An 18917-nucleotide genomic window follows, 5' to 3' on the forward strand; every position below is an offset into this window, starting at 1 on the left:
AGAGGACTGCGGCCATCCTTGATCAGGACGGATTCCAGACTGTTGTGATGCGGGACCACGCTTCTCCCATCCCTCCAGCCCGCCGCCGGCGCCTGCGGAGCTTGAATGCCGGCCAGGAGCCCTGGCAGCTGAAGGATCCCGCTGAAGCCGGCCAGCTCGTTGATCTGGCAAGCAACGACTACCTCGGGCTCAGCCGCCATCCCGATGTGCTCGCAGCGGCAACGGAGGCCATGGCCTCCGATGGCGTTGGTGCCGGTGGCTCTCGCCTGGTCACCGGCACCCGACCATGCCATCTGGATCTGGAGGCAGCCCTCGCCACCTGGTTGAACCGAGACCGAGTGCTGCTGTTCCCCAGCGGATTTCAAGCCAACATCGCTGCCCTAACGGCCCTGAGTGACAGGCATACCACCGTGTTGGTGGACCGGCTGATCCACCACTCGCTGCTGGCCGGCGTCCGCACCAGTGGAGCGCGGCTGCAACGCTTTGCCCACAACGATCTTGAAGATCTCGGCCAGCGGCTGCAGCGGCTCAAGCCGGCAACAACACCGCCACTGGTGGTGACCGAAAGCCTGTTCAGCATGGAAGGCACCAGCCCCGATCTGCAAGGCATCGCCGACCTTTGCGCCCACCACGGTGCACAGCTGCTGGTGGACGAAGCCCATGGCCTGGGGGTACTGGGGCCCGGAGGCCGCGGGCTTTGCCATGGACTCCGACAGCCTGTGGCCTTGGTGTGCGGCACCTTCGGCAAGGCCTTCGGCAGCGGAGGTGCATTTCTGGCTGGGGGTCACACCACGATGGAACGGCTGCTTCAAACCAGTGGGGCTTTCCGCTACACCACGGCCCTGGCACCACCGCTGGTGGCTGGAGCACAAGCTGCCCTGCACTTGATCCAAACCAACCCCAATTGGGGAAGCGAGCTGAGCCAGCGCTCGGAACGCTGGAGGACAGCTCTGGCGCAGCAGGGCTGGGTAAAACCAGCAGGGCACGGTCCTGTGCTGCCCTTACTGATCGGTGGCGACCAGGACGCGCTCGACCTCCAGCAAAAGCTGGAGCAGGCGGGTCTGCTTTCAGTAGCGATCCGGCCGCCCACCGTGCCGGAGGGAACCGCCCGTTTGCGCTTGGTGCTGCGGCGGGACCTGCCGGAGGGCACATTGGAGCAACTGCTCGCAGCCCTCGGCTCTCGATGACGCAGGTCCTGGCGATGCATGGTTGGGCTGGCCAGGCCAGCGCTTGGTCCCACTGGCGTCAACGCTTTGAAAACTGGGGATCGAGATGGTCCAGCGCAGACCGGGGCTACGGCGGCGGTGAGGCTGTTGCTCCGGCATGGCCCCCCGGCCCAGAACGCAACCTGTTGATCGCCCACTCCCTGGGGCTGCATCTACTGCCGGCAGCTGTTCTGGCGCAGGCCGATGCGGTGGTGCTGCTGGGCAGCTTCAGCGCCTTCGTGCCCCACGGGCGCGCAGGGCGCGCTGTGGCGGCAGCTCTGCAGGGGATGCAGGCGGCTCTGGACACCGACCAGGAACTGACGATGCTGGAACGCTTCCTCGACAAAGCCGCCTCACCCCATGCCCGCAGCGCCCTGCCCCCAGCCCCCCAGCTGCAAGGTTTGACGACCCTGGGGCGCCAGCGGCTGCAGCAGGATCTGGAGCTTCTGGCGCACTGCCAGGCCCTGCCGACGGGATGGCCTGAGGCCGTGCCTGTGCTGGTGGTGCAGGGCGAACAGGACGCTGTGGTGCACGCCGCATCGGCGCAGCAGCTGATCGATGACCTCAGACAGCAGCCGCTGACCCTCCATCGGGATCCGAATTGGGGCCACGCACTGATCACACCACCGGTGCTCTCGGTGGTTCAGCAATGGCTGGAGGCCCTGTGATTCGCCCCGATCAGGTGCTGGAGCGCTTCAGTCGCGCAGCGCCGACCTACGCGGGCGACGCGCAGCTGCAACGGGCTATGGCCTGGCGCCTGGCCCAACTCTGCCGACACTGCTCCATCCGGCGTGGCCTGTGGGCAGACCTCGGCAGCGGCACCGGTCATCTGGCCGCAGCCCTGGAAGCCGCTCACCCGGGTCAGCAAGTGATCCGCCTTGACGGAAGTACCGCCATGTTGAACAGCCACCCCCATGGAACACGCACCCTGCGGCATGACCTGAGCCGAGGGCTACCGGACTGGAGTGAGCCACCGCAACTGCTGGCCTCCAGCTTTGTTTTGCATTGGTTGCCAGATCCAGCGCAACAGCTTCGACGTTGGGTGGATGCGCTGCCGAAGGGGGGCTGGCTGGCCCTGGCGGTGCCGGTGGACGGAAGTTTTCCGCAATGGCAGCACGCCGCCCGCGCAGCAGATCAGGCCTGCACGGCCTTGACCATGCCGGTGCGAGAGCAACTGATCGCGGCCCTGCCCGATGGCGTGGTGCAACGGGACGAGTGCCTGAGCTTCACCCAACACGCCGCCAATCCACTGCGGCTGCTGCGACCGATGAGCAGCATTGGCGCCTCCGTCACCAATGCTGGCCGGCTCTCCCCAGGCCAGTGGAAGGCCGTCTTCCGAGCTTGGCCCCAAGCCAAAGCATCACCACGGTTCGCTCTGACACGGTTCGCCCTGACCTGGAGGATGTGGGTCCTGATGGTGAAGCGATGAACGGCAGCGTCAGTCGCCTGGTGGTATGCGGAACCGACACGGACGTCGGCAAAACCGTGGTGAGTGCGTGGCTCGTGCAGGGGCTTCAGGCCAGCTACTGGAAACCCGTTCAGAGCGGACTGGAGGGCGGCGGAGACCGCGAACGGGTGCGGCAGCTGTTGAACCTCCCGCCGGAACGGATGCTTCCCGAGGCCTATGCCTTCCGAGAGCCGGTCTCCCCCCACTGGGCCGCCGAACTGGACGACACGCCGCTCGACCCAGCCCAACTGGCTCTTCCCGACCATCAGGGATCGCTGGTGGTGGAGACAGCTGGAGGGTTGATGGTGCCCCTCACCCGCAACTGGCTCCAGATCGATCAACTCGTGGAGTGGCAGTTGCCAATCGTTCTGGTGGCCCGCAGTGGGCTGGGCACCCTCAACCACACCCTGCTCAGCCTGGAAGCGATGAGACGGCGAAATCTCACGGTGTTGGGACTGATCCTCAACGGCCCCCTCCATGCCGACAACCCGGGGACCCTCGAACAGTTCGGTGACGTCCCCGTTCTGGCGCAGCTCCCCCCCCAGGCCTCGCTATCGGCAACGGTTCTGGAGCGGCTTTGGCACGAGAAGGATCTCACCACTACATTCCGAAAAGTGTTGAAGCGATCGTCCCCGTGAATTCACGTCAAACCCTGGCGACCCTTGCTGTTTCAGCACTCTGCGTTGGAATTCTGGTGCTGTTCACCGATATCGAGGTGCAGCTAGTGCGCTGGGTGAACTGCAGCGCCATTGCCACAGAGGCGGAAAAGAACAGTGACGTCTGCCGCTGAAGACTCAACCCAGGGCCTTTGAACCGGTGGGGCAGGTGCCCAGTCGCATCGCGGCATGGCGCACGGCGATCCGCAGCGGCCATCCATGACTGAGTTCAGCCTGGATCAACTCCAGCTGGGACGACGACCAACCCCGTAGCTCGAGATCACTGCGAATCGAATGCCAATCGCCCTCCGGGAGAACGAGGCGTCGCTTGGCCGACCGCTCAGGCGGCCTGGCGGGAACAAAACGCTTGGATTGACGACGGGTGCGCGGGGCAGCCATCCGGGGCATCTCCAACAGCCTCAGATCCAATATGGCAAAAGCTGCCGCTGCTGCCATGGAGTCGATCCGCCATCCGAATCTGTGGCCCCCCTTCACCCAGATGGCCAGCGCAGCCAACTCCCAACGGGTGGTGTCCGGAGACGGGGCTCTGCTGATTCGTGAAAAGGGGGAACCGCTGATCGATGCCATCAGTAGCTGGTGGGTCACCCTTCACGGCCATGCCCATCCGGTGTTGGCCAAGGCCATCGCCGATCAGGCAGCCCGCCTCGAGCAGGTGATTTTTGCCGACTTCACCCATGAGCCTGCGGAACAGCTGGCCGTACGCCTGAGCGGACTCTGCGGTCTGCAACGGCTGTTCTTCTCCGACAACGGCTCCACTGCGGTGGAAGTGGCGCTCAAGATCGCCTGCCAGTGGTGGGCCAACCGGGGGCAACCGCGTCATCAGATCGTCGCCTTCGACGGCGCGTACCACGGCGACACCTTCGGGGCGATGGCCGTTGGCGAACGCAACCTTTTCAGCGCGCCCTTTGAAGACAAGCTCTTTCCCGTCGCCAGGGTTCCCTGGCCGGCCACCTGGTGGGATGACGACGCCGTGGAGGCCAAGGAATCGGCAGCACTGGAGGTGCTCGAGCGCGTGCTGGAGACACCGACTGCGGCGGTGATCCTCGAGCCCCTGCTGCAGGGGGCCGGCGGGATGGCCATGGTGCGGCCCGAGTTTCTGCAACAGGTGGAGGCACGCACCCGTCAGGCAGGAGCACTGCTGATTGCCGATGAAGTGCTGACCGGCTTCGGACGCTGCGGCGACTGGTTCGCCAGCCGGCGGGCGGGCATCCGGCCGGATCTGATGGCGCTGTCCAAAGGCTTGACGGGTGGATGTCTGCCGATGGGCGTGACCATGGCCAGCGAAGCGGTGTTCGAAGCCTTCGTCGGTGACGACCCTTGTCTGACCCTCTGGCACGGCCACAGCTTCACGGCCAATCCGCTGGGCTGCGCCGCGGCTAACGCCAGCCTCGATCTGATGGAGCGCAACCCCGCTGCCTTTCAGCAGTTCGAACAACGGCATCGTCCGCACCTCGAACGGTTGGCACGCCATCCGAGGGTGCAACACCCCCGGCTGACGGGGACTGTTGCCGGCTTCGACCTCGTTGTGGAGGGAACCTCGGGCTACCTCAACCCGGCGGGGCCGAGATTGAAACGACTGGCGATGGAGAACGGCGTCTTCCTCCGCCCCCTGGGCCAGGTGGTCTATCTGCTGCCACCGCTCTGCATCAGCGATGCCCAGCTGGAACGGTGCTATTCGGTGCTGGAAATGGCCCTCGATCAGCTCTGAACGTTGTGGCCTCAGGGACCCGCCTGAATCGCCGCCTCGACATCAGCCCTGGAGAGGCCATAGGGCAATGAACACTGCAACATCGCTTCCAGGGAACCGGGGTGCCAGATCACTTTGAGGTCCTCCCGTTCCAGCAGCAACAGCGCCCTCCACTCAGAACGCTCGAGCATCCACTGGCAGGGGTTGTCGTCCATGCGGACGGCACCCAGCTGCTGAAGCCAGGCCTCAAGCGCCGGGAGAGAGTGCTGATTCAGCGGGGTGCTCTCCGGGGGCAGGGTGGCCATCAGGTTGCGTACGCACGGATGTCTTCGGAGTCTGCTCATCCGCCAGCCAACTCGGCGACACCTGCCAGTCGCGGCCCTGGGCAAGAGCCACCCCCAACCCCAGCACCAGGCTGAGCAACAGCGCGATGCTCAACAGCACCAGCGAGAACCATTCCCCGCCGGAAAGCGGCCTTCGTTGACCGATGCCCTGCCAGGCATCCGGGCGGGGCTGACTCTGCAGGGGCGGGGGCGATGACGGCGCCTGTATGCCAAGACCGAGGGTTGCTTGGCTCTGACGCAGTAAAACGTCGTAGGACTCCTTGAGCTCCTGAAAAGCAATGCTGGCCTGCTCGGGCGGCAGTTGCGTGGTGTCGGGATGCAGAGCCTTGGACTGACGTCGAAAGGCCTGGCGCAAGGTTTCAGCGTCAACCCCGGGGCGCACGCCAAGCCGTTCGTGATGGCTGGGGTGGGCTTCGGACACAGGGGACAGCCGGTCCTTCATCCTAAGAAGAGTTGTTGGTGCAGCCATGGCCGCCACCGCGCCTGAACCGGCGTTCTGGGACGCCCTGAGATGGCAGCCATCGCAAGGGCAACGCGACCAGCTGGTGGAGCTTCAAGGCCTCCTGCAGAGCTGGAATGAACGGGTCAACCTCACGCGCCTGGTGAACGGCGATGATTTCTGGATTGGTCAGGTCTTCGACAGTCTCTGGCCGCTGGCGGGGGAACTCCAGTCAGCGGACGAGCCGCAGCACTGGATTGATGTGGGGACCGGGGGCGGCTTCCCCGGTCTCGCCGTCGCCATTGCCCTGCCCCAGTCACAGGTGACCCTGCTGGATTCCGTCGGGCGCAAGACCGCCGCCGTGGAAGCCATGGCCAGCAGCCTGGGGCTTGCCGATCGGGTGCGGGTCCGCACCGAGCGGATCGAAACCACCGGGCGCGATCGCAACTTCCGCGGCAGCTTCGATCGAGCCGTAGCCCGGGCTGTGGCGGCAGCTCCTGTGGTGGCTGAATACCTCGTGCCCTTGCTGAAAACCGACGGCCAGGCCCTGCTGTATCGGGGCCAGTGGAATGACGCCGATGCCGTGCCGTTCAACAGAGCCCTGCGCCTACTGCAGGCCCGTCTGATGGAGGTGCAGCACCGGCAACTGCCTGGTGATCGCGGCACGCGTCATCTTCTGCGGGTGCAGCCGAACGCCCCCTGCCCCCGCAACTACCCAAGGGCCGTGGGAACGCCCAGCCGAGATCCCCTTGGGGGCTAAGACGAACACTCAGACGCTCGACAAGCGCATCTGGGATTCGCCCTTGAGCCGGTGCTTGAGGCTGCGCAGGATCTCGGGGATGCGCTGACGCCATGGGCTCTCCTGCAGGACGCTCCGCAGGTCTTCGGCACTGACCTCCCCATCAAAGCCATCGGCATTGGCACCGGCAAACCAGTGCCCGCCGGAGCCCAACAACCCATATCGGGCCTTGGCATAACTCTCGAGATTCCAGGCCTCCAGAAGGTTGTACAACCAAAGCAACACCGGCAGGTTGATCCCCCCAGGCGTCGCATACCAAGGCGGAAGCCCGACGGACCAGGTGGCCATCCAGTCACGACCCAGCGCTTCATCGGCCGCTTGCCGAAGCCGCTGATCCACCGGAGCAATCAAGGACGCTGCATCCGACAGCAAGTGCAACGCCTCCAGATGAAGCTCGAGATCCTCCGGCCGGGCCGCTCCCACGCTGATGGTGTGCACCCGCGGATCCTGGAGACAAAACAGGTCGTTGAAAACGATGGGATGCAACGGTGCACAAAGCTCCAACAGCCGTTGGGATGGCGTGTGCAGATGGCCTCCTTTGTCGGTGGGACTGATGATGAACACACCCATGTCCTGACGGCGGGCCGCATCCAGGGCGGGATTGTTGTCTTGGCGGATGTAATACCAGTGCAGATTCACGTAATCGAAGGCACCGGAATCGCAGGCCTCTGCAATCAAGGCTGTGGGGCCATGGGTGGAGAAGCCCACGTGACCGATGCGACCCTCCGCCTGCCAGCGGCGCACCACCTCCATGCATCCCCCAGGCCGAAGGGTCTGCTCGAGATGCTCCTGCAGGTTGATGCCATGGATGGCCAATAAATCCAGGCGATCACATCCCAGCCGCTCAAAGCTGAGCTCCAGTTCCGCTTCGAAGGCATCGGGATCGGGCCGGGGAGGCACCTTGCTCTGCAGCAGACGGGAGGGGTCGGGTGTGCGCGGCAGGGCCCAACCCAGCTGACGCTCGGAGCTGCCGTAGTGCCGCGCCGTTTCCACATGATGAAAACCCAGATCCACCGCTCGCCTCAGGGTCGCCTCGAGCTGGGTCTGCGACGCAGAGGTGATCTCTTCAGCAGGGAGGTCGGTCCAGCTCTGCTGAAAGCGCATTCCCCCAAGAGACAAGAGAGGGATCTCAAGCTCCGTGCGGCCGAATCGGCGGGTGGGAAGCGCCATTAACCCTGGGGACGGGGTTGCAGATTCTGGCGAATCAGGTTTTGCCGCAGCGTTTCCAACGATTCAAAAGGAACCCAGTGGATGCAATCCACTGGGCAGGTATCGATGGCCTCCTGGATGCATTCGGTGGAGTCGCCGTCCTGTCGGATTGCCCTGGAACGTCCCAAATGGGGCTCAACAACAAAAGTGTTGGCAGCTACATGAGCGCAATAACGGCAGCCGATGCAGACGCCTTCATCGACCCAGACAGCCTGATCTCGCATGTCACCCCCGAGGAGGGGCTCCCTACCGGTGGCTTGCTCCAGCGGCCGGGCTGGGGCAGAAAAAGCGTGAGACGAAGGATCAGCCAGGATTCAGGCGTCCCAGCGGGTCACCACGAGTTCAATCGAACCATCCTCGGTTTGGGTCTGCTCGGCAACCTGAAAACCTTCCTTGGCGGTGGCAGCAAGAACCGTGTTCAAGGCATAGCGCTGAGTGAGCTTGGAGAGGAAACGTTCCACAGGAATCTGTTGTTTCCACAGATCGAGGTCGGTGACCAGCTCGTAGGACTCCGATGCGCTGTTCCAGCGGAAGCCGATATCACCACCGTCCTGCACTGCAATAGCCAGATCAGCCGTAACGGTCTGGCCGCGGTAGCCACGCACAGGGCGTTCGGCCTGATCAGGGGCGTAACCCATGTCTTCCAAAGCTTTCACCAGAGGCTCCAGCTGACGCAGTTCGGTTTTGACGGTGCTGAAATGCGACATCAGTTCAAATGAGCTGAAAGAGACTGGGACTGGACCTCTGGCTGCAGAAACGCTTCGGATGTGGACTCCTTACGTTCAACCGTTCCAAGAGCAGCTTCCACTTCTTCAGTGAGCTGCTGGCACGCCTCGCCTGCAACACCCTCGACCCGCTCTTCCACACGACCATCAGGCCGAATGGTGAAACGAAGGGTCTTTTGGGGCATTGAAGAAGCGTGATTTGCGTCGCAATCTAGTGGTGGTCTCCCGAGAGTGTTGCCTTCCTCGTTACACAGCCCAGTTACAGGATGAAACCGTCGTTGATCAAAGCCTGGATGCGTTCCAGCACCAATGGATCCTCCAGCTGTTCGAGGGCGGTTCTGGCCTCATCGCGCACAGAGATCTCACCGTCATGGAGGAGGGCGCTCACCAGAGCCTCAACGATCTCAGCTTGTCGCGGCTGCACCAGCTGATCCATCAAACGGCCCAAAGCCCAGATGCAGTTGCTGCGCACCACCGCTTCACTGTCGATGCGCAGGCTCACCAGCAATTGCCCCGCCGCGGGGTCGGCCTTCACCGGTGAACGACTGCCGGCCTCCGCCAATGAGCCTGGACACCACAGGCGCACCGCTGCGACATCCGTCTGCAGTGCCCGGATCAGCGGATTCAGCACCGGAGCATCGGGGAAATTGCCCAGGCTCCAGGCCGCAGCCTTACGGACGTAGGCATTGGCATCGAGCTGCAGCAGCTGCAACAGCGGCTCAACAGCCGGAGGAGATGGGTTGCGGCCCAAGGCGTAGACGGCACTCATCCGCTCCACCGGACAGAAGTTCTGGAGCAAGGGGAGCAGCAGGGCGATCGCGCGGGGATCACGGTGTTCACAGAACACCTGCAGGCCTTGGAGCCGTTCTCCATGGTTGCCACGCAACCAGACCAGACCCTGGTCACAGGACCGGGCAATTTGCAGAGAGGAATCCTGCTCGGCGTCGTCGAGCTGGATCGCATCAAGCGGGTCAATATCGTCTTCAGCCGCCAGCTCACGCGCCAGCAGATCAGGATCCACGGAAAGGTTGGAAAGCCCCTGGTCCTTCTGTTGGCTGCGATCGTCAGTCATGCGGGGATGCTACGGGAGCCATTCCAGGGCTCAACCCATGGGAGCTGGAGCCAGCATGTCACCGGGAAGCCAGATGCGGGCACTCACGGCCACCAACGCCAGGGCAAACAGGAGAACAATCAGAGCCGGCAGAAGGGTGGAACGAAAAAACGACACCGGAACACTCCAATCAAGTCGCCATTCTGCTCAAGACGGCACGGCATCGACACGCCGCCTCAGCTGCCAGATCGAGAGGATCAGCACCGACAGACCGATCCAGCCAGTCCACTGCTGATGCAAAAGGAATCCTCCCGTGCCGAGCAGACCGCCGAACAGCACACCGCAGGCCAGCACAAAGCGCCGCAGCATGGCGGGCAACGACTCCATCGGCATGACACCGAAGCGCTTGCGCAGGCGTGACCAACCGGGGCCCGGAGGACGCACCGTCCGCACAAACCGCTCCAAGACAGCATCGGATTCCGGAGGTGTGCTCAGCATCACCGCCAACCAGACCACAGCGGAGAGGCCGGTGATCACCGCAATACGAACCCCGTAATCCTCGATCCGAACCAGGGGCACCACCGAGGTGAACACCCCAACGAAAAACCCGCAGAGCATCGCCGATAGCTCCGCCGCGGCGTTAACGCGCCACCAGAACCAGCGCAGCACCAGAACCACACCTGGGCCGGACCCGATGGCGATCACCAGCCGAAACACCGTGCCGATGCTGTCGCTGATCAAAGCAGTGATCACCCCAAGAACAAGCAGCAGAACCGTGGTGAGTTGTCCCACCAGTAACAGCTCGCGGGAACCGGCGGAGGGGCGAACAAAGCGCTGATAGAGGTCGTGAGTGAGGTAGCTGGCTCCCCAGTTCACCGAGGTGCTCACGGTGCTCATGAACGCCGCCACCAGGGAGATCACCACCAGGCCGAGCGCCACGGGGGGCAGAAGTTGCACGGCCAGGGCGGGATAGCCCAGCTCCAGATCAGCGCCGGCTGGCAACAGCACCAGGGCCGCCAACGCGACCACGATCCAGAGCCAGCTGCGCAGGAGGTAATTCACCACCAGAAAGACCCAACCCGCCAGCCGGGCCTGCTGCTCATCACGGGTGGCCAGCATCCGCTGGATGAACTCGCCGCCACCATCGCTGCGACGGAAACTCCACCACTGCACAGCGATGTAGGCCGTGAACATCGGGATGCTGATGCCACTGCCCTGCAACCAGCGGAAGCCCGAGTCATCCCATGTCCAGGGCACCAGAGACAGCAGCTCTGGCCGCTGCAGCGCCTGCAGTTGCTCCAACAGCGCCGTCATCCCTCCTGCGGCATGGAGGGCAGCCGCGGCCACGGCCACGGCACCCGCCAACGCCAGCACGAGCTGGACCAGATCGGTGACCACGACAGCCCAGAGCCCACCGGCCACGGTGTAACTCATCACGAGCAGGGCCACGACCATCAACAACCAGACCGTGTCCGTCAGTCCCAGTGCAGCGGGTTGACCCGACACCAGGCCGAGGGCTTCCACCACCTTGCGGAGGGCGAGGAAGGCATACCCAATGCCAATGCAGTTCACCGGCACGGCCAACAGGAAAGCCTTGATACCGCGCAACCAAGCCGCCGCTGCTCCGCCGTAGCGCAGCTCGGTAAAGGCGGCGTCGGTGAGCACACCGCTGCGGCGCCAGAGGGGTGCGAAGACAACGGCCATGGCCACATGGGCCAAACCAAAACTCCACCACTCCCAGTTGCCCGCCAGGCCGCGGGCACCCACCAGGCCGGCGACGTAGAGCGGCGTGTCGATGGAGAAGGTGGTCGCCGCCATCGAGGCGCCGGCCAACCAACCGTTCAGACGACGGCCAGCCACGAAATAATCCGCCTCGCCGCTGTTGCGGCGGGCCAGCCACAACCCCAACACCAGGGTGAGAACGAGGTAAGCAGCGAGAAGCAGCCAATCAATTGCTGTCATTCGCAGACCCTGTACCTCAGCAGTCTGCTGAGGTACAGGACATCAGCCCACCCTTCAGCTCCCCGACGAATTCGGAGCCATCTGCTGACGCCGGAGCTGACCACAAGCCGCATTTTGATCCAGCCCCCGGCTGGCCCTCAGACTCACGGCGACACCGCGTCGCTCCAGAACACGACGAAACGCCTCAATCCGCTGCGGCGTCGGTCGCTTGAACTCCTCCTCCTCAATCGGGTTGTAGGCGATCAGGTTCACGTGACTCTGGAAACCGCCAACGCGATCCGCCAGCTCTGCGGCGTGCTCTGGCTGATCGTTGAGTTCACCAAGAAGGATGTACTCAAAACTCACCCGCCGACCGGTCACGTCCAGATAGTGACGGCAATCCTCAAGCAGAGCGTCATAGGGGTAGGCATGGGCTGTGGGAATCAGCTCCTCGCGCAGCCGCTGGTTGGGGGCATGGAGACTCACCGCCAGGGTGAACTGGGCGCGTCCCAACCGCTGCATGGCCAGTTCTGCCAGTTGCGGCAGGGTTTTCGGAACACCCACCGTGCTGACGGTGATGCGCCGTTGGCCGATACCGAGGTCATCATTGAGGCAGCGGATCGCCTCCAGAACAGCGCTGCTGTTGAGCAGGGGCTCGCCCATGCCCATGAACACGATGTGGGAGGGACGACGGTCCATCGCCTCACGCACACTCAGCACCTGATCCACGATTTCGTGGGTCTGGAGTGAGCGTTGCAGGCCGCCTTTGCCGGTGGCGCAGAAGCGGCAGGCCATGGGACAACCCACCTGGCTGGACACACAGACGGTGAGCCGTTGGTCGGTGGGAATACCGACGGTTTCAATGGTTTCGCCGTCCTCTGTGGAGAGCAGCAATTTGGTGGTGGCATCCGTGGCCACCGAACGATGCACTTCCTTCAGTCGGCCCACATCGATGCCACCCTCCAACAAGGCGGCACGCCAGGTCTTGGGGAAGACCGTGATGTCGGCCAGGGATCGAGCCCCTTTGGCATAGATCCAGTCATGGAGCTGACGGCCACGGAACGGCTTTTGCCCCTGAGCAACGGCCCAGTCCTGCAGCTCAGCCGCGCTGCGACCCAGCAGAGCCTGGGTCACCAGATCAGCAGACCATGGCCCAGCTTGATCTCCACCGCCATCAGGGCGATGAAGCCAAGCATGGCCAAACGTCCATTCAGCCGCTCGGTATGGGTGTGGAACCCATATTTAGGCAGGCGTCTCTTGGGAATCTCAGTGGGCTCAAGCATGGAAGGGGCTGCAATGGTGAACGTTTGAGCGGAGCTCATTCGTCAGAGAGCAGGCCCTCTTCCTGAAGGCCCTCGACGGCTTCAGCATCGACCACCTGCTCTTCCTTCAGCTCATTGTCGGCGTCCGGACGGGTGAACGCGGCGAAATTACTCGCCGAGGGATCGATGTTGTGGCGGGTGCGGGTGGCCTCAAGGTCGGCGTCACTGGGGTCGTCCAGCACCGCACTGGCGCTGGCCGCAGGGGGCATGTCGACGGTGTAGTCGGGACGCAGGTTCTGCATGCGGCGGTAGCCGGCCGGATCCTCCGAAAGGATGTCGGGGTGAGGGCCAGCCTCCTTCTGCAGCTCCTCTTCGAAGCCACTGAAGCCGGTACCTGCAGGAATTAGGCGACCGATGATCACGTTCTCCTTGAGACCGCGCAGCCAGTCGCTCTTGCCCTCGATGGCAGCTTCGGTGAGCACACGGGTCGTCTCCTGGAAGGAGGCGGCCGAGATGAAGCTGTCGGTGTTGAGCGACGCCTTGGTGATACCCAGCAGAACCGGGGTGAACTCGGCGGGAGCGCCACCGGTGATCGCCATGGCCTGGTTGGTGTCTTCCACCTGACGCAGTTCGATCAGCTCACCCGGCAACAGGGTGGTGTCACCGGCATCCTCGACCCGCACCTTGCTGGTCATCTGACGGACGATCACTTCGATGTGCTTGTCGTCAATCGAGACGCCCTGGGACTTGTAGACGTTCTGAACCTCAGTCACCAGACGGTGCTGCAGGTTGGCGATCGCCTCCTGAGCGGCATCCATCAGAGGCTTGCGGCTGCGCAGATCCTCGAAATAGCACTCGAGCAACTCATGAGGGTTGATCGGGCCATCGGTCAGCAATTCACCGGCAGTGACCTGCTGGCCATCGCTCACCATGATGTTGCGGCCGAGCAAAATCGGGTATTCGCCGATGGCGTCATCGGATTCGATCACGTTGACGGCGAGGGAGTCGTCGTCTTCACCCTGCTTGATCTCGACGGTGCCGGGCTTCTTGCAGAGAATCGCTGATTCACGGGGGCGACGGGCCTCCAGCAATTCCTCAATTCGAGGCAGACCCTGAACGATGTCACCGGTCTTTTGGCGTTCGAACACCAGCAGGGCCAAACCGTCACCCCGCTGCACCAGATCTCCATCGCGCACGTGCAGTACGGAATCGGGAGACACCATGTAGGGACGTCCCAGGCGCAGGGTGACGCTGTTGCCGCCCACAGCCTCGATCTCACCACAGCAGCTTGCAGTCTCGCCTTCGGCAAGGACATCGCCATCGACAATCCGCTGACCGACGCTCACCACCGGCTTGCCGGAGGTGCTCAGGGTGGTGGTGTCTTCGGGGCGCTCCACGATCATCCGACGCACAGGGTCGGCTTCGGTGGCTTCCGGCAGCTGCGCCAGACCTGCTTGCTTGCAGAGGATCTGCGTGGTGGCAACGACATCACCAGCCTTCACTGACACGCCGTCTTCGATCTGCAGCTCGGTGTGGGTTGAGCCATGGCTGGAGTCGGACATGGTGTCGCGACGCACCAGAATCGACTCAAGGATCACGAGGCGCAGACGGGAAATGGTCTTGGCCCGCTTGTCGGGGGCCTTCTCCACATCCACCGTCATCTGCGGAGTGGTGTCGAAGGTCTCGAGCAGCAGCTGGGTCTTGAGCAGCTCCACACCTTCAACGGACTTGATCAGTTCGTTGTCCTTGAACGCCAGACGCTGAGTGGCCTTGATGCCGAGGTGAGGGCCATTGGCCTGCTTCACATGGGACAGCTCAGGCAGCTGGGCCTCGTTGGGAATGGTGTACTCCTCAACGGGACGCAGCAGCAGACCCTTGCCTTCGGGGGTCTCCACTGTCTGCACGTACTTCATCGTGTCGACGGACAATCCCTTAGCGACGTCCTCGCCGGGATTAACCATCTGGCCATCACCCTCGAAGCGCTCCAACGCCTTGGCATCGGTGCAGAGGTGGAACTCACCACTGCGGACGATGATTTCGCGCAGGATGTCGTTCTTCTGGGTGACGGTGACGATGCCCGCGGTCTGGCTGAAGATGTCTTTAACAACCTCGGTGCCAGCCTCGATCCACTGACCATCGGTGATCATCAACAGGGAGATGTCCTTGTTGATTTCGTGGGTCTCCTGGGGGATCCACAGCAGGGTGCCGCCCTTGTTGACCTCGTAGCCGTTCTTGGCGGAACGGGCCTTCTTGATTGCCAAACCAGGGGCGAACTTCACCAGACCACCTGTACCGGTGCGGAAGCGGTCATCCGCCAGTTCAGCGATGACCTCACCAGAGCCGATCTTGCTGCCGGGGATGGTGTTGAGGCGGTAACGGGTGCCGTCCTTCGCCTCGAGATTCCAGATCTCACCGGAGTGGGTGGACTCCTCCAGCAGTTTGAAGTCCTTGAGGGTCATCGCCGTGGTGACGATCTGCACCTCGCGGGAATCACCGATGGAGTCGCGCAGGCGGACTTCACCGCCGTACTCACTGCGCTGGCTGGCTTCGGCCAGCACCTGACCCTCAGTGACCTGAGTTTCACCGCTGACCACAGGCTGGGCGTTGGGCGGCAGGTTGTACACATCACCCGACAGCACCCACATCCGGCCGAGGCGCTGGGCCTTCAGGGTGATGTTGCCCTGGCGGTCGGTGACCTCACGGGGCTGGATCGCCTCCTCGTAACGCACCTGACCGGCAAGGTCGCAGATCACGTCCTTAGTGGCCTTCTCCACACTCTTCTTGACCGAACCAGCAGCGATCTGGGCCACCGTGACGTCGGCATCGATCTCAGCACCGTTGTCGACGAACAGCAGAGAGCCGTTGGTGATCTCGATCTTCTGAGCCTTGCCCTTGCCGGACGGCTTGATCGTGAGGTTGAAATCAACCTCAGCCTGTTGAGCATTCACACCATGGGGGGTGCGGTAGGGACGCACCCGCGCCTTGCTGCCGAACTCGACGGTGCCCGCCACTTTGGAGCGGACCACACCAGTTTCAGCGGTGGACACACCACCGGTGTGGAAGGTCCGCATCGTGAGCTGGGTTCCAGGCTCACCGATCGACTGGGCCGCGATGATGCCGACGGCTTCACCCAGATCGACCAGTTCGTTGTGGGCCAGTGCCCAGCCGTAGCACTTACGACAAACGGAACGGTTGGCTTCGCAGGTGAGCGGCGAACGCACACTCACGGCCTTCACGCCAGCGGCCTCAAAGGCCTTGGACAGCGGCGGATCGATTTCGGTGTCGCGCTCGGCCAGCACCTCACCATCGGCATTCACCACCTGGGAGGCAGTCAGGCGACCCACAAGCCGGCTGCCGAATTTGCCGTCCTCGGCGTCCACCACGATGTGGCGGGTTGTGCCGCAGTCGTCCTCACGGACGATCACATCCTGGGCAACGTCCACCAAACGACGGGTGAGGTAGCCCGAGTCAGCGGTGCGTAGCGCCGTATCCACCAGACCCTTCCGGGCGCCGTAGGAGGAGATGACGTACTCAGTGACCGTCAGACCCTCACGGAAGTTGGTGCGGATCGGAAGGTCAATGATTTCGCCCTGTGGGTTGGCCATCAGGCCGCGCATGCCCACCAGCTGACGCACCTGGGACATGTTTCCCCGGGCACCGGAGTTGGCCATCATCCACACCGAGTTCAGCGGTGCGTTCTCGTCAAAATTCTTTTTGACGGCATCCACCAGACGCTCATTTGTCTCGGTCCAGGTGTCGATCACCTTGGTGTGACGCTCCACCTCGGTGATTTCACCCAAGCGATAACGCTCTTCGGTCGCCGTGATCTGTTCCTCGGCCTGGCCCAGCAGATCCTTCTTCGCCTCGGGCACCTTGAGGTCGTCGACGGAGATCGACACAGCCGCCTGGGTGGCGTACTTGAAGCCGAGATCCTTGAGGTTGTCGGCCATGGACGACGTCACCGCCGTGCCGTGGTTTTTGTAAGACCAAGCAACAAGCTGTTTGAGGGCCCGCTTGTCAATGATCTGATTGCGGAACGGTGGCGGGGTCTTGGAGAGGGGGCGGGATGCGCTCACAGGAGCTTCCTTGGCGGCCTTGGAAGCTTTGCTGGATTTGGACTTTCGGGATTTCGAGGACGAGGTCATGGCTGCGCGCGGATCAGGAATGGAGGAAAAGGGCGTCTGGCTCGATTCAGGCGGCGGCCACCGCGTCGATAATTGTGTGATTCATCACCACACGGCCCACGGTGGTGAGGATGTAGCGGCTGATCAAGGCACCGTCTTCATCGAAGCGATCGCGGCGGAAGCTCCACTCTTCGATGCGCGTGCCATCGCTGAGGGATTCACTCTTGCTGGGCGCATCCAGCTCTTCATCGTCCTGAACTTCACCGTTGAAGCGGACCCAAACCCAGTCATGCAGACCAATCCGGGTGTCTTCGAAGGCGTGGATGACATCCTCCAGACCCGCGAAGGTGCAGCTGCGATCGCCGAAATCGGGCTTGGTGGCACCGGGTTGAAGCGCTGTCAGGTAGTAGGAGCCGAGCACCATGTCCTGAGACGGGGTGATGATCGGCTCGCCTGTGGCGGGCGACAGGATGTTGTTGCTGGCCAACATCAGCATGCGTGCTTCGGTCTGAGCCTCGATGGCTAGAGGCACGTGAACGGCCATCTGGTCACCGTCAAAGTCAGCGTTGAAGGCTGGGCAGACCAGTGGGTGCAGCTGAATGGCGCGGCCATCCACCAACTTGGGTTCGAAGGCCTGGATGCCGAGACGGTGCAGGGTTGGAGCACGGTTCAGCAGGATCGGGTGACCGTCGATCACCTCCTGCAGCACCTGCATCACTTCATCGTCGGCCCGCTGGATCAGCTTCTTGGCCGCCTTGATGTTGTTGACGATGTTCTGGCGGATCAGGCGGTGGATCACGAAGGGCTGGAACAGCTCAATCGCCATCTCCTTGGGCAGACCGCACTGGTGCATCTTCAGCTTCGGACCCACCACGATCACGGAACGACCGGAGTAGTCGACCCGTTTACCCAACAGGTTCTGACGGAAGCGGCCCTGCTTGCCTTCGATGATGTCGCTCAGTGACTTGAGCGGACGGTTGTTGGCACCTACCACGGTGCGACCGCGACGGCCGTTGTCGATCAGGGCATCGACGGCCTCCTGAAGCATCCGCTTCTCGTTGCGAACGATGATTTCAGGGGCCAGAATTTCCTGGAGCCTCGCCAGACGGTTGTTGCGGTTGATCACCCGCCGGTAGAGATCGTTGAGATCACTGGTGGCAAAGCGACCGCCATCGAGCTGCACCATCGGACGCAGATCAGGCGGAATCACCGGGATTACATCCAGCACCATCCACTCGGGACGGGCGTTGGTGGCGATGAAGTTGTCGATCACGCGCAGACGTTTGATCAACTTGGCGCGCTTCTGCCCCTTGCTGCCGTTGATCTCCTCACGCAGCTGCTCAGCCACTTCATCGAGGGTGAGATCTTCCAGCAGTTGCTTGAGGGCCTCGGCACCGATGCCCACTACGGGCTCATTCTCGATCTCGGAATCTTCGGCGTAGATCTCGTCTTCAATTTCCAGCCACTCGTCTTCCGTGAGCAGCTGCTTGTACTTCAGGTCCTTGTGGTCGCCGGGATCCAGCACCACATAACAGTTGAAGTAAACGATCTGCTCCACATCCCGCAGGGGCATGTCCAGCAGGATGGCCACGTAGCTGGGGATCCCCTTCAAGTACCAGACATGGGAAACCGGTGCCGCCAGCTTGATGAAGCCCATGCGGTGACGACGCACGCGGCTCTCGGTGACCTCCACACCGCAGCGTTCACAAACAATGCCCCGGTGACGCACCCGTTTGTACTTACCGCAGTGGCATTCCCAGTCTTTGGAAGGGCCGAAGATCTTTTCGCAGAACAGCCCGTCCATCTCGGGCTTGAGGGTGCGGTAGTTGATGGTCTCCGGCTTGGTGACCTCACCGACAACCTGGCCGTTGGGCAGGGTGCGCTGTCCCCACTCCATCACCCGATCGGGTGAGGCGAGGGTGATCTTGACGTAATCGAAGTGGTTCTCGGTGCGGAGGTTGCTGTTGGTCATTGACGGTTAAGGAAGAAGGAGCGGGGAATCGGTTC

The 18917-nt window shown here is 62.8% G+C and carries 21 protein-coding genes; 7 read left to right on the forward strand and 14 right to left on the reverse strand.

Annotated elements, in window-relative coordinates:
- Window positions 1–47: 47 nt before the first annotated feature.
- Genes Q3Y53_RS08060 through Q3Y53_RS08080 form a run of 5 tightly spaced genes read left to right on the forward strand, consistent with a single transcriptional unit; the run spans window position 48 to window position 3442 of the window.
- On the forward strand, window positions 48–1187 hold the full coding sequence (locus Q3Y53_RS08060; RefSeq protein WP_226425265.1) for an 8-amino-7-oxononanoate synthase: 1140 nt from the start codon (window positions 48–50) through the stop codon (window positions 1185–1187).
- Window positions 1184–1873 (forward strand): S9 family peptidase, encoded by a 690-nt coding sequence (locus Q3Y53_RS08065; RefSeq protein ID WP_303534904.1) that lies wholly within the window; start codon window positions 1184–1186, stop codon window positions 1871–1873. Before Q3Y53_RS08060 ends, Q3Y53_RS08065 begins: the two co-directional genes overlap by 4 nt.
- Window positions 1855–2634 carry a methyltransferase gene (locus tag Q3Y53_RS08070; protein ID WP_303534905.1) on the forward strand — a complete coding sequence of 260 codons (780 nt, stop codon included), beginning with the start codon at window positions 1855–1857 and terminating at the stop codon, window positions 2632–2634. Before Q3Y53_RS08065 ends, Q3Y53_RS08070 begins: the two co-directional genes overlap by 19 nt.
- Entirely contained in the window at window positions 2631–3290 is a 660-nt protein-coding gene (gene bioD / locus Q3Y53_RS08075; protein WP_303535324.1) for a dethiobiotin synthase, read from the forward strand. Before Q3Y53_RS08070 ends, bioD begins: the two co-directional genes overlap by 4 nt.
- Window positions 3287–3442, forward strand: coding sequence for a hypothetical protein (locus Q3Y53_RS08080; protein ID WP_226425262.1), 156 nt, complete (start codon window positions 3287–3289; stop codon window positions 3440–3442). Before bioD ends, Q3Y53_RS08080 begins: the two co-directional genes overlap by 4 nt.
- A 4-nt stretch (window positions 3443–3446) precedes the next feature.
- On the opposite strand, the gene Q3Y53_RS08085 is transcribed toward Q3Y53_RS08080, so the two are convergent.
- A complete protein-coding gene (locus Q3Y53_RS08085; protein WP_303534908.1) occupies window positions 3447–3707 on the reverse strand; it encodes a hypothetical protein in 261 nt (86 codons plus the stop codon).
- Between the two features lie 31 nt (window positions 3708–3738).
- Here Q3Y53_RS08085 and bioA point away from each other — a divergent pair, with 31 nt between their 5' ends.
- A complete protein-coding gene (gene bioA / locus Q3Y53_RS08090) occupies window positions 3739–5037 on the forward strand; it encodes an adenosylmethionine--8-amino-7-oxononanoate transaminase (RefSeq protein WP_303534910.1) in 1299 nt (432 codons plus the stop codon).
- Window positions 5038–5048: 11 nt separating this feature from the next.
- On the opposite strand, the gene Q3Y53_RS08095 is transcribed toward bioA, so the two are convergent.
- Complete coding sequence (locus Q3Y53_RS08095) at window positions 5049–5321, reverse strand: DUF3143 domain-containing protein (RefSeq protein ID WP_303534912.1); 273 nt, start codon at window positions 5319–5321, stop codon at window positions 5049–5051.
- The gene (locus Q3Y53_RS08100) at window positions 5263–5802 is read right to left on the reverse strand and encodes a J domain-containing protein (protein WP_303534914.1); all 540 of its coding nucleotides are present in this window, start codon (window positions 5800–5802) and stop codon (window positions 5263–5265) included. Before Q3Y53_RS08100 ends, Q3Y53_RS08095 begins: the two co-directional genes overlap by 59 nt.
- A 25-nt stretch (window positions 5803–5827) precedes the next feature.
- Here Q3Y53_RS08100 and rsmG point away from each other — a divergent pair, with 25 nt between their 5' ends.
- Window positions 5828–6559, forward strand: a complete 732-nt coding sequence (gene rsmG / locus Q3Y53_RS08105) for a 16S rRNA (guanine(527)-N(7))-methyltransferase RsmG (protein ID WP_303534915.1) — start codon at window positions 5828–5830, stop codon at window positions 6557–6559.
- A gap of 9 nt (window positions 6560–6568) precedes the next feature.
- Here the strand turns inward: rsmG and Q3Y53_RS08110 are convergent, their stop codons facing one another.
- The 11 genes from Q3Y53_RS08110 to Q3Y53_RS08160 all read right to left on the reverse strand — a co-directional run bounded on the left by Q3Y53_RS08110 (window position 6569) and on the right by Q3Y53_RS08160 (window position 18882).
- The gene (locus Q3Y53_RS08110) at window positions 6569–7768 is read right to left on the reverse strand and encodes an aldo/keto reductase (RefSeq protein WP_303534916.1); all 1200 of its coding nucleotides are present in this window, start codon (window positions 7766–7768) and stop codon (window positions 6569–6571) included.
- Window positions 7768–8118: a ferredoxin gene (locus tag Q3Y53_RS08115; RefSeq protein ID WP_303535326.1), complete on the reverse strand. Its 351-nt coding sequence runs from the start codon at window positions 8116–8118 to the stop codon at window positions 7768–7770. The genes Q3Y53_RS08110 and Q3Y53_RS08115 overlap by 1 nt, the downstream gene beginning before the upstream one ends.
- Before the next feature lie 3 nt (window positions 8119–8121).
- The gene (locus Q3Y53_RS08120) at window positions 8122–8514 is read right to left on the reverse strand and encodes a DUF1257 domain-containing protein (RefSeq protein WP_303534917.1); all 393 of its coding nucleotides are present in this window, start codon (window positions 8512–8514) and stop codon (window positions 8122–8124) included.
- The gene (locus Q3Y53_RS08125) at window positions 8514–8717 is read right to left on the reverse strand and encodes a DUF2997 domain-containing protein (RefSeq protein ID WP_303534918.1); all 204 of its coding nucleotides are present in this window, start codon (window positions 8715–8717) and stop codon (window positions 8514–8516) included. The genes Q3Y53_RS08120 and Q3Y53_RS08125 overlap by 1 nt, the downstream gene beginning before the upstream one ends.
- Window positions 8718–8791: 74 nt before the next feature.
- A complete protein-coding gene (locus Q3Y53_RS08130; RefSeq protein ID WP_226425253.1) occupies window positions 8792–9604 on the reverse strand; it encodes a HEAT repeat domain-containing protein in 813 nt (270 codons plus the stop codon).
- 30 nt (window positions 9605–9634) lie between these two features.
- A complete protein-coding gene (locus Q3Y53_RS08135; RefSeq protein WP_255444647.1) occupies window positions 9635–9760 on the reverse strand; it encodes a hypothetical protein in 126 nt (41 codons plus the stop codon).
- 30 nt (window positions 9761–9790) lie between these two features.
- A complete protein-coding gene (locus tag Q3Y53_RS08140) occupies window positions 9791–11545 on the reverse strand; it encodes a sodium:solute symporter family protein (protein ID WP_303534923.1) in 1755 nt (584 codons plus the stop codon).
- A 54-nt stretch (window positions 11546–11599) separates the two neighbouring features.
- Window positions 11600–12658 carry a 23S rRNA (adenine(2503)-C(2))-methyltransferase RlmN gene (gene rlmN, locus Q3Y53_RS08145; protein ID WP_303534925.1) on the reverse strand — a complete coding sequence of 353 codons (1059 nt, stop codon included), beginning with the start codon at window positions 12656–12658 and terminating at the stop codon, window positions 11600–11602.
- On the reverse strand, window positions 12655–12807 hold the full coding sequence (locus tag Q3Y53_RS08150; RefSeq protein ID WP_006850847.1) for a hypothetical protein: 153 nt from the start codon (window positions 12805–12807) through the stop codon (window positions 12655–12657). Before Q3Y53_RS08150 ends, rlmN begins: the two co-directional genes overlap by 4 nt.
- 35 nt (window positions 12808–12842) lie before the next feature.
- Complete coding sequence (locus Q3Y53_RS08155) at window positions 12843–16931, reverse strand: DNA-directed RNA polymerase subunit beta' (protein WP_303534926.1); 4089 nt, start codon at window positions 16929–16931, stop codon at window positions 12843–12845.
- 46 nt (window positions 16932–16977) lie between these two features.
- The gene (locus Q3Y53_RS08160; protein ID WP_226425249.1) at window positions 16978–18882 is read right to left on the reverse strand and encodes a DNA-directed RNA polymerase subunit gamma; all 1905 of its coding nucleotides are present in this window, start codon (window positions 18880–18882) and stop codon (window positions 16978–16980) included.
- Window positions 18883–18917 lie beyond the last annotated feature (35 nt).

The organism is Synechococcus sp. YX-04-1 (assembly GCF_030546365.1).
Lineage (GTDB): Bacteria > Cyanobacteriota > Cyanobacteriia > PCC-6307 > Cyanobiaceae > Parasynechococcus.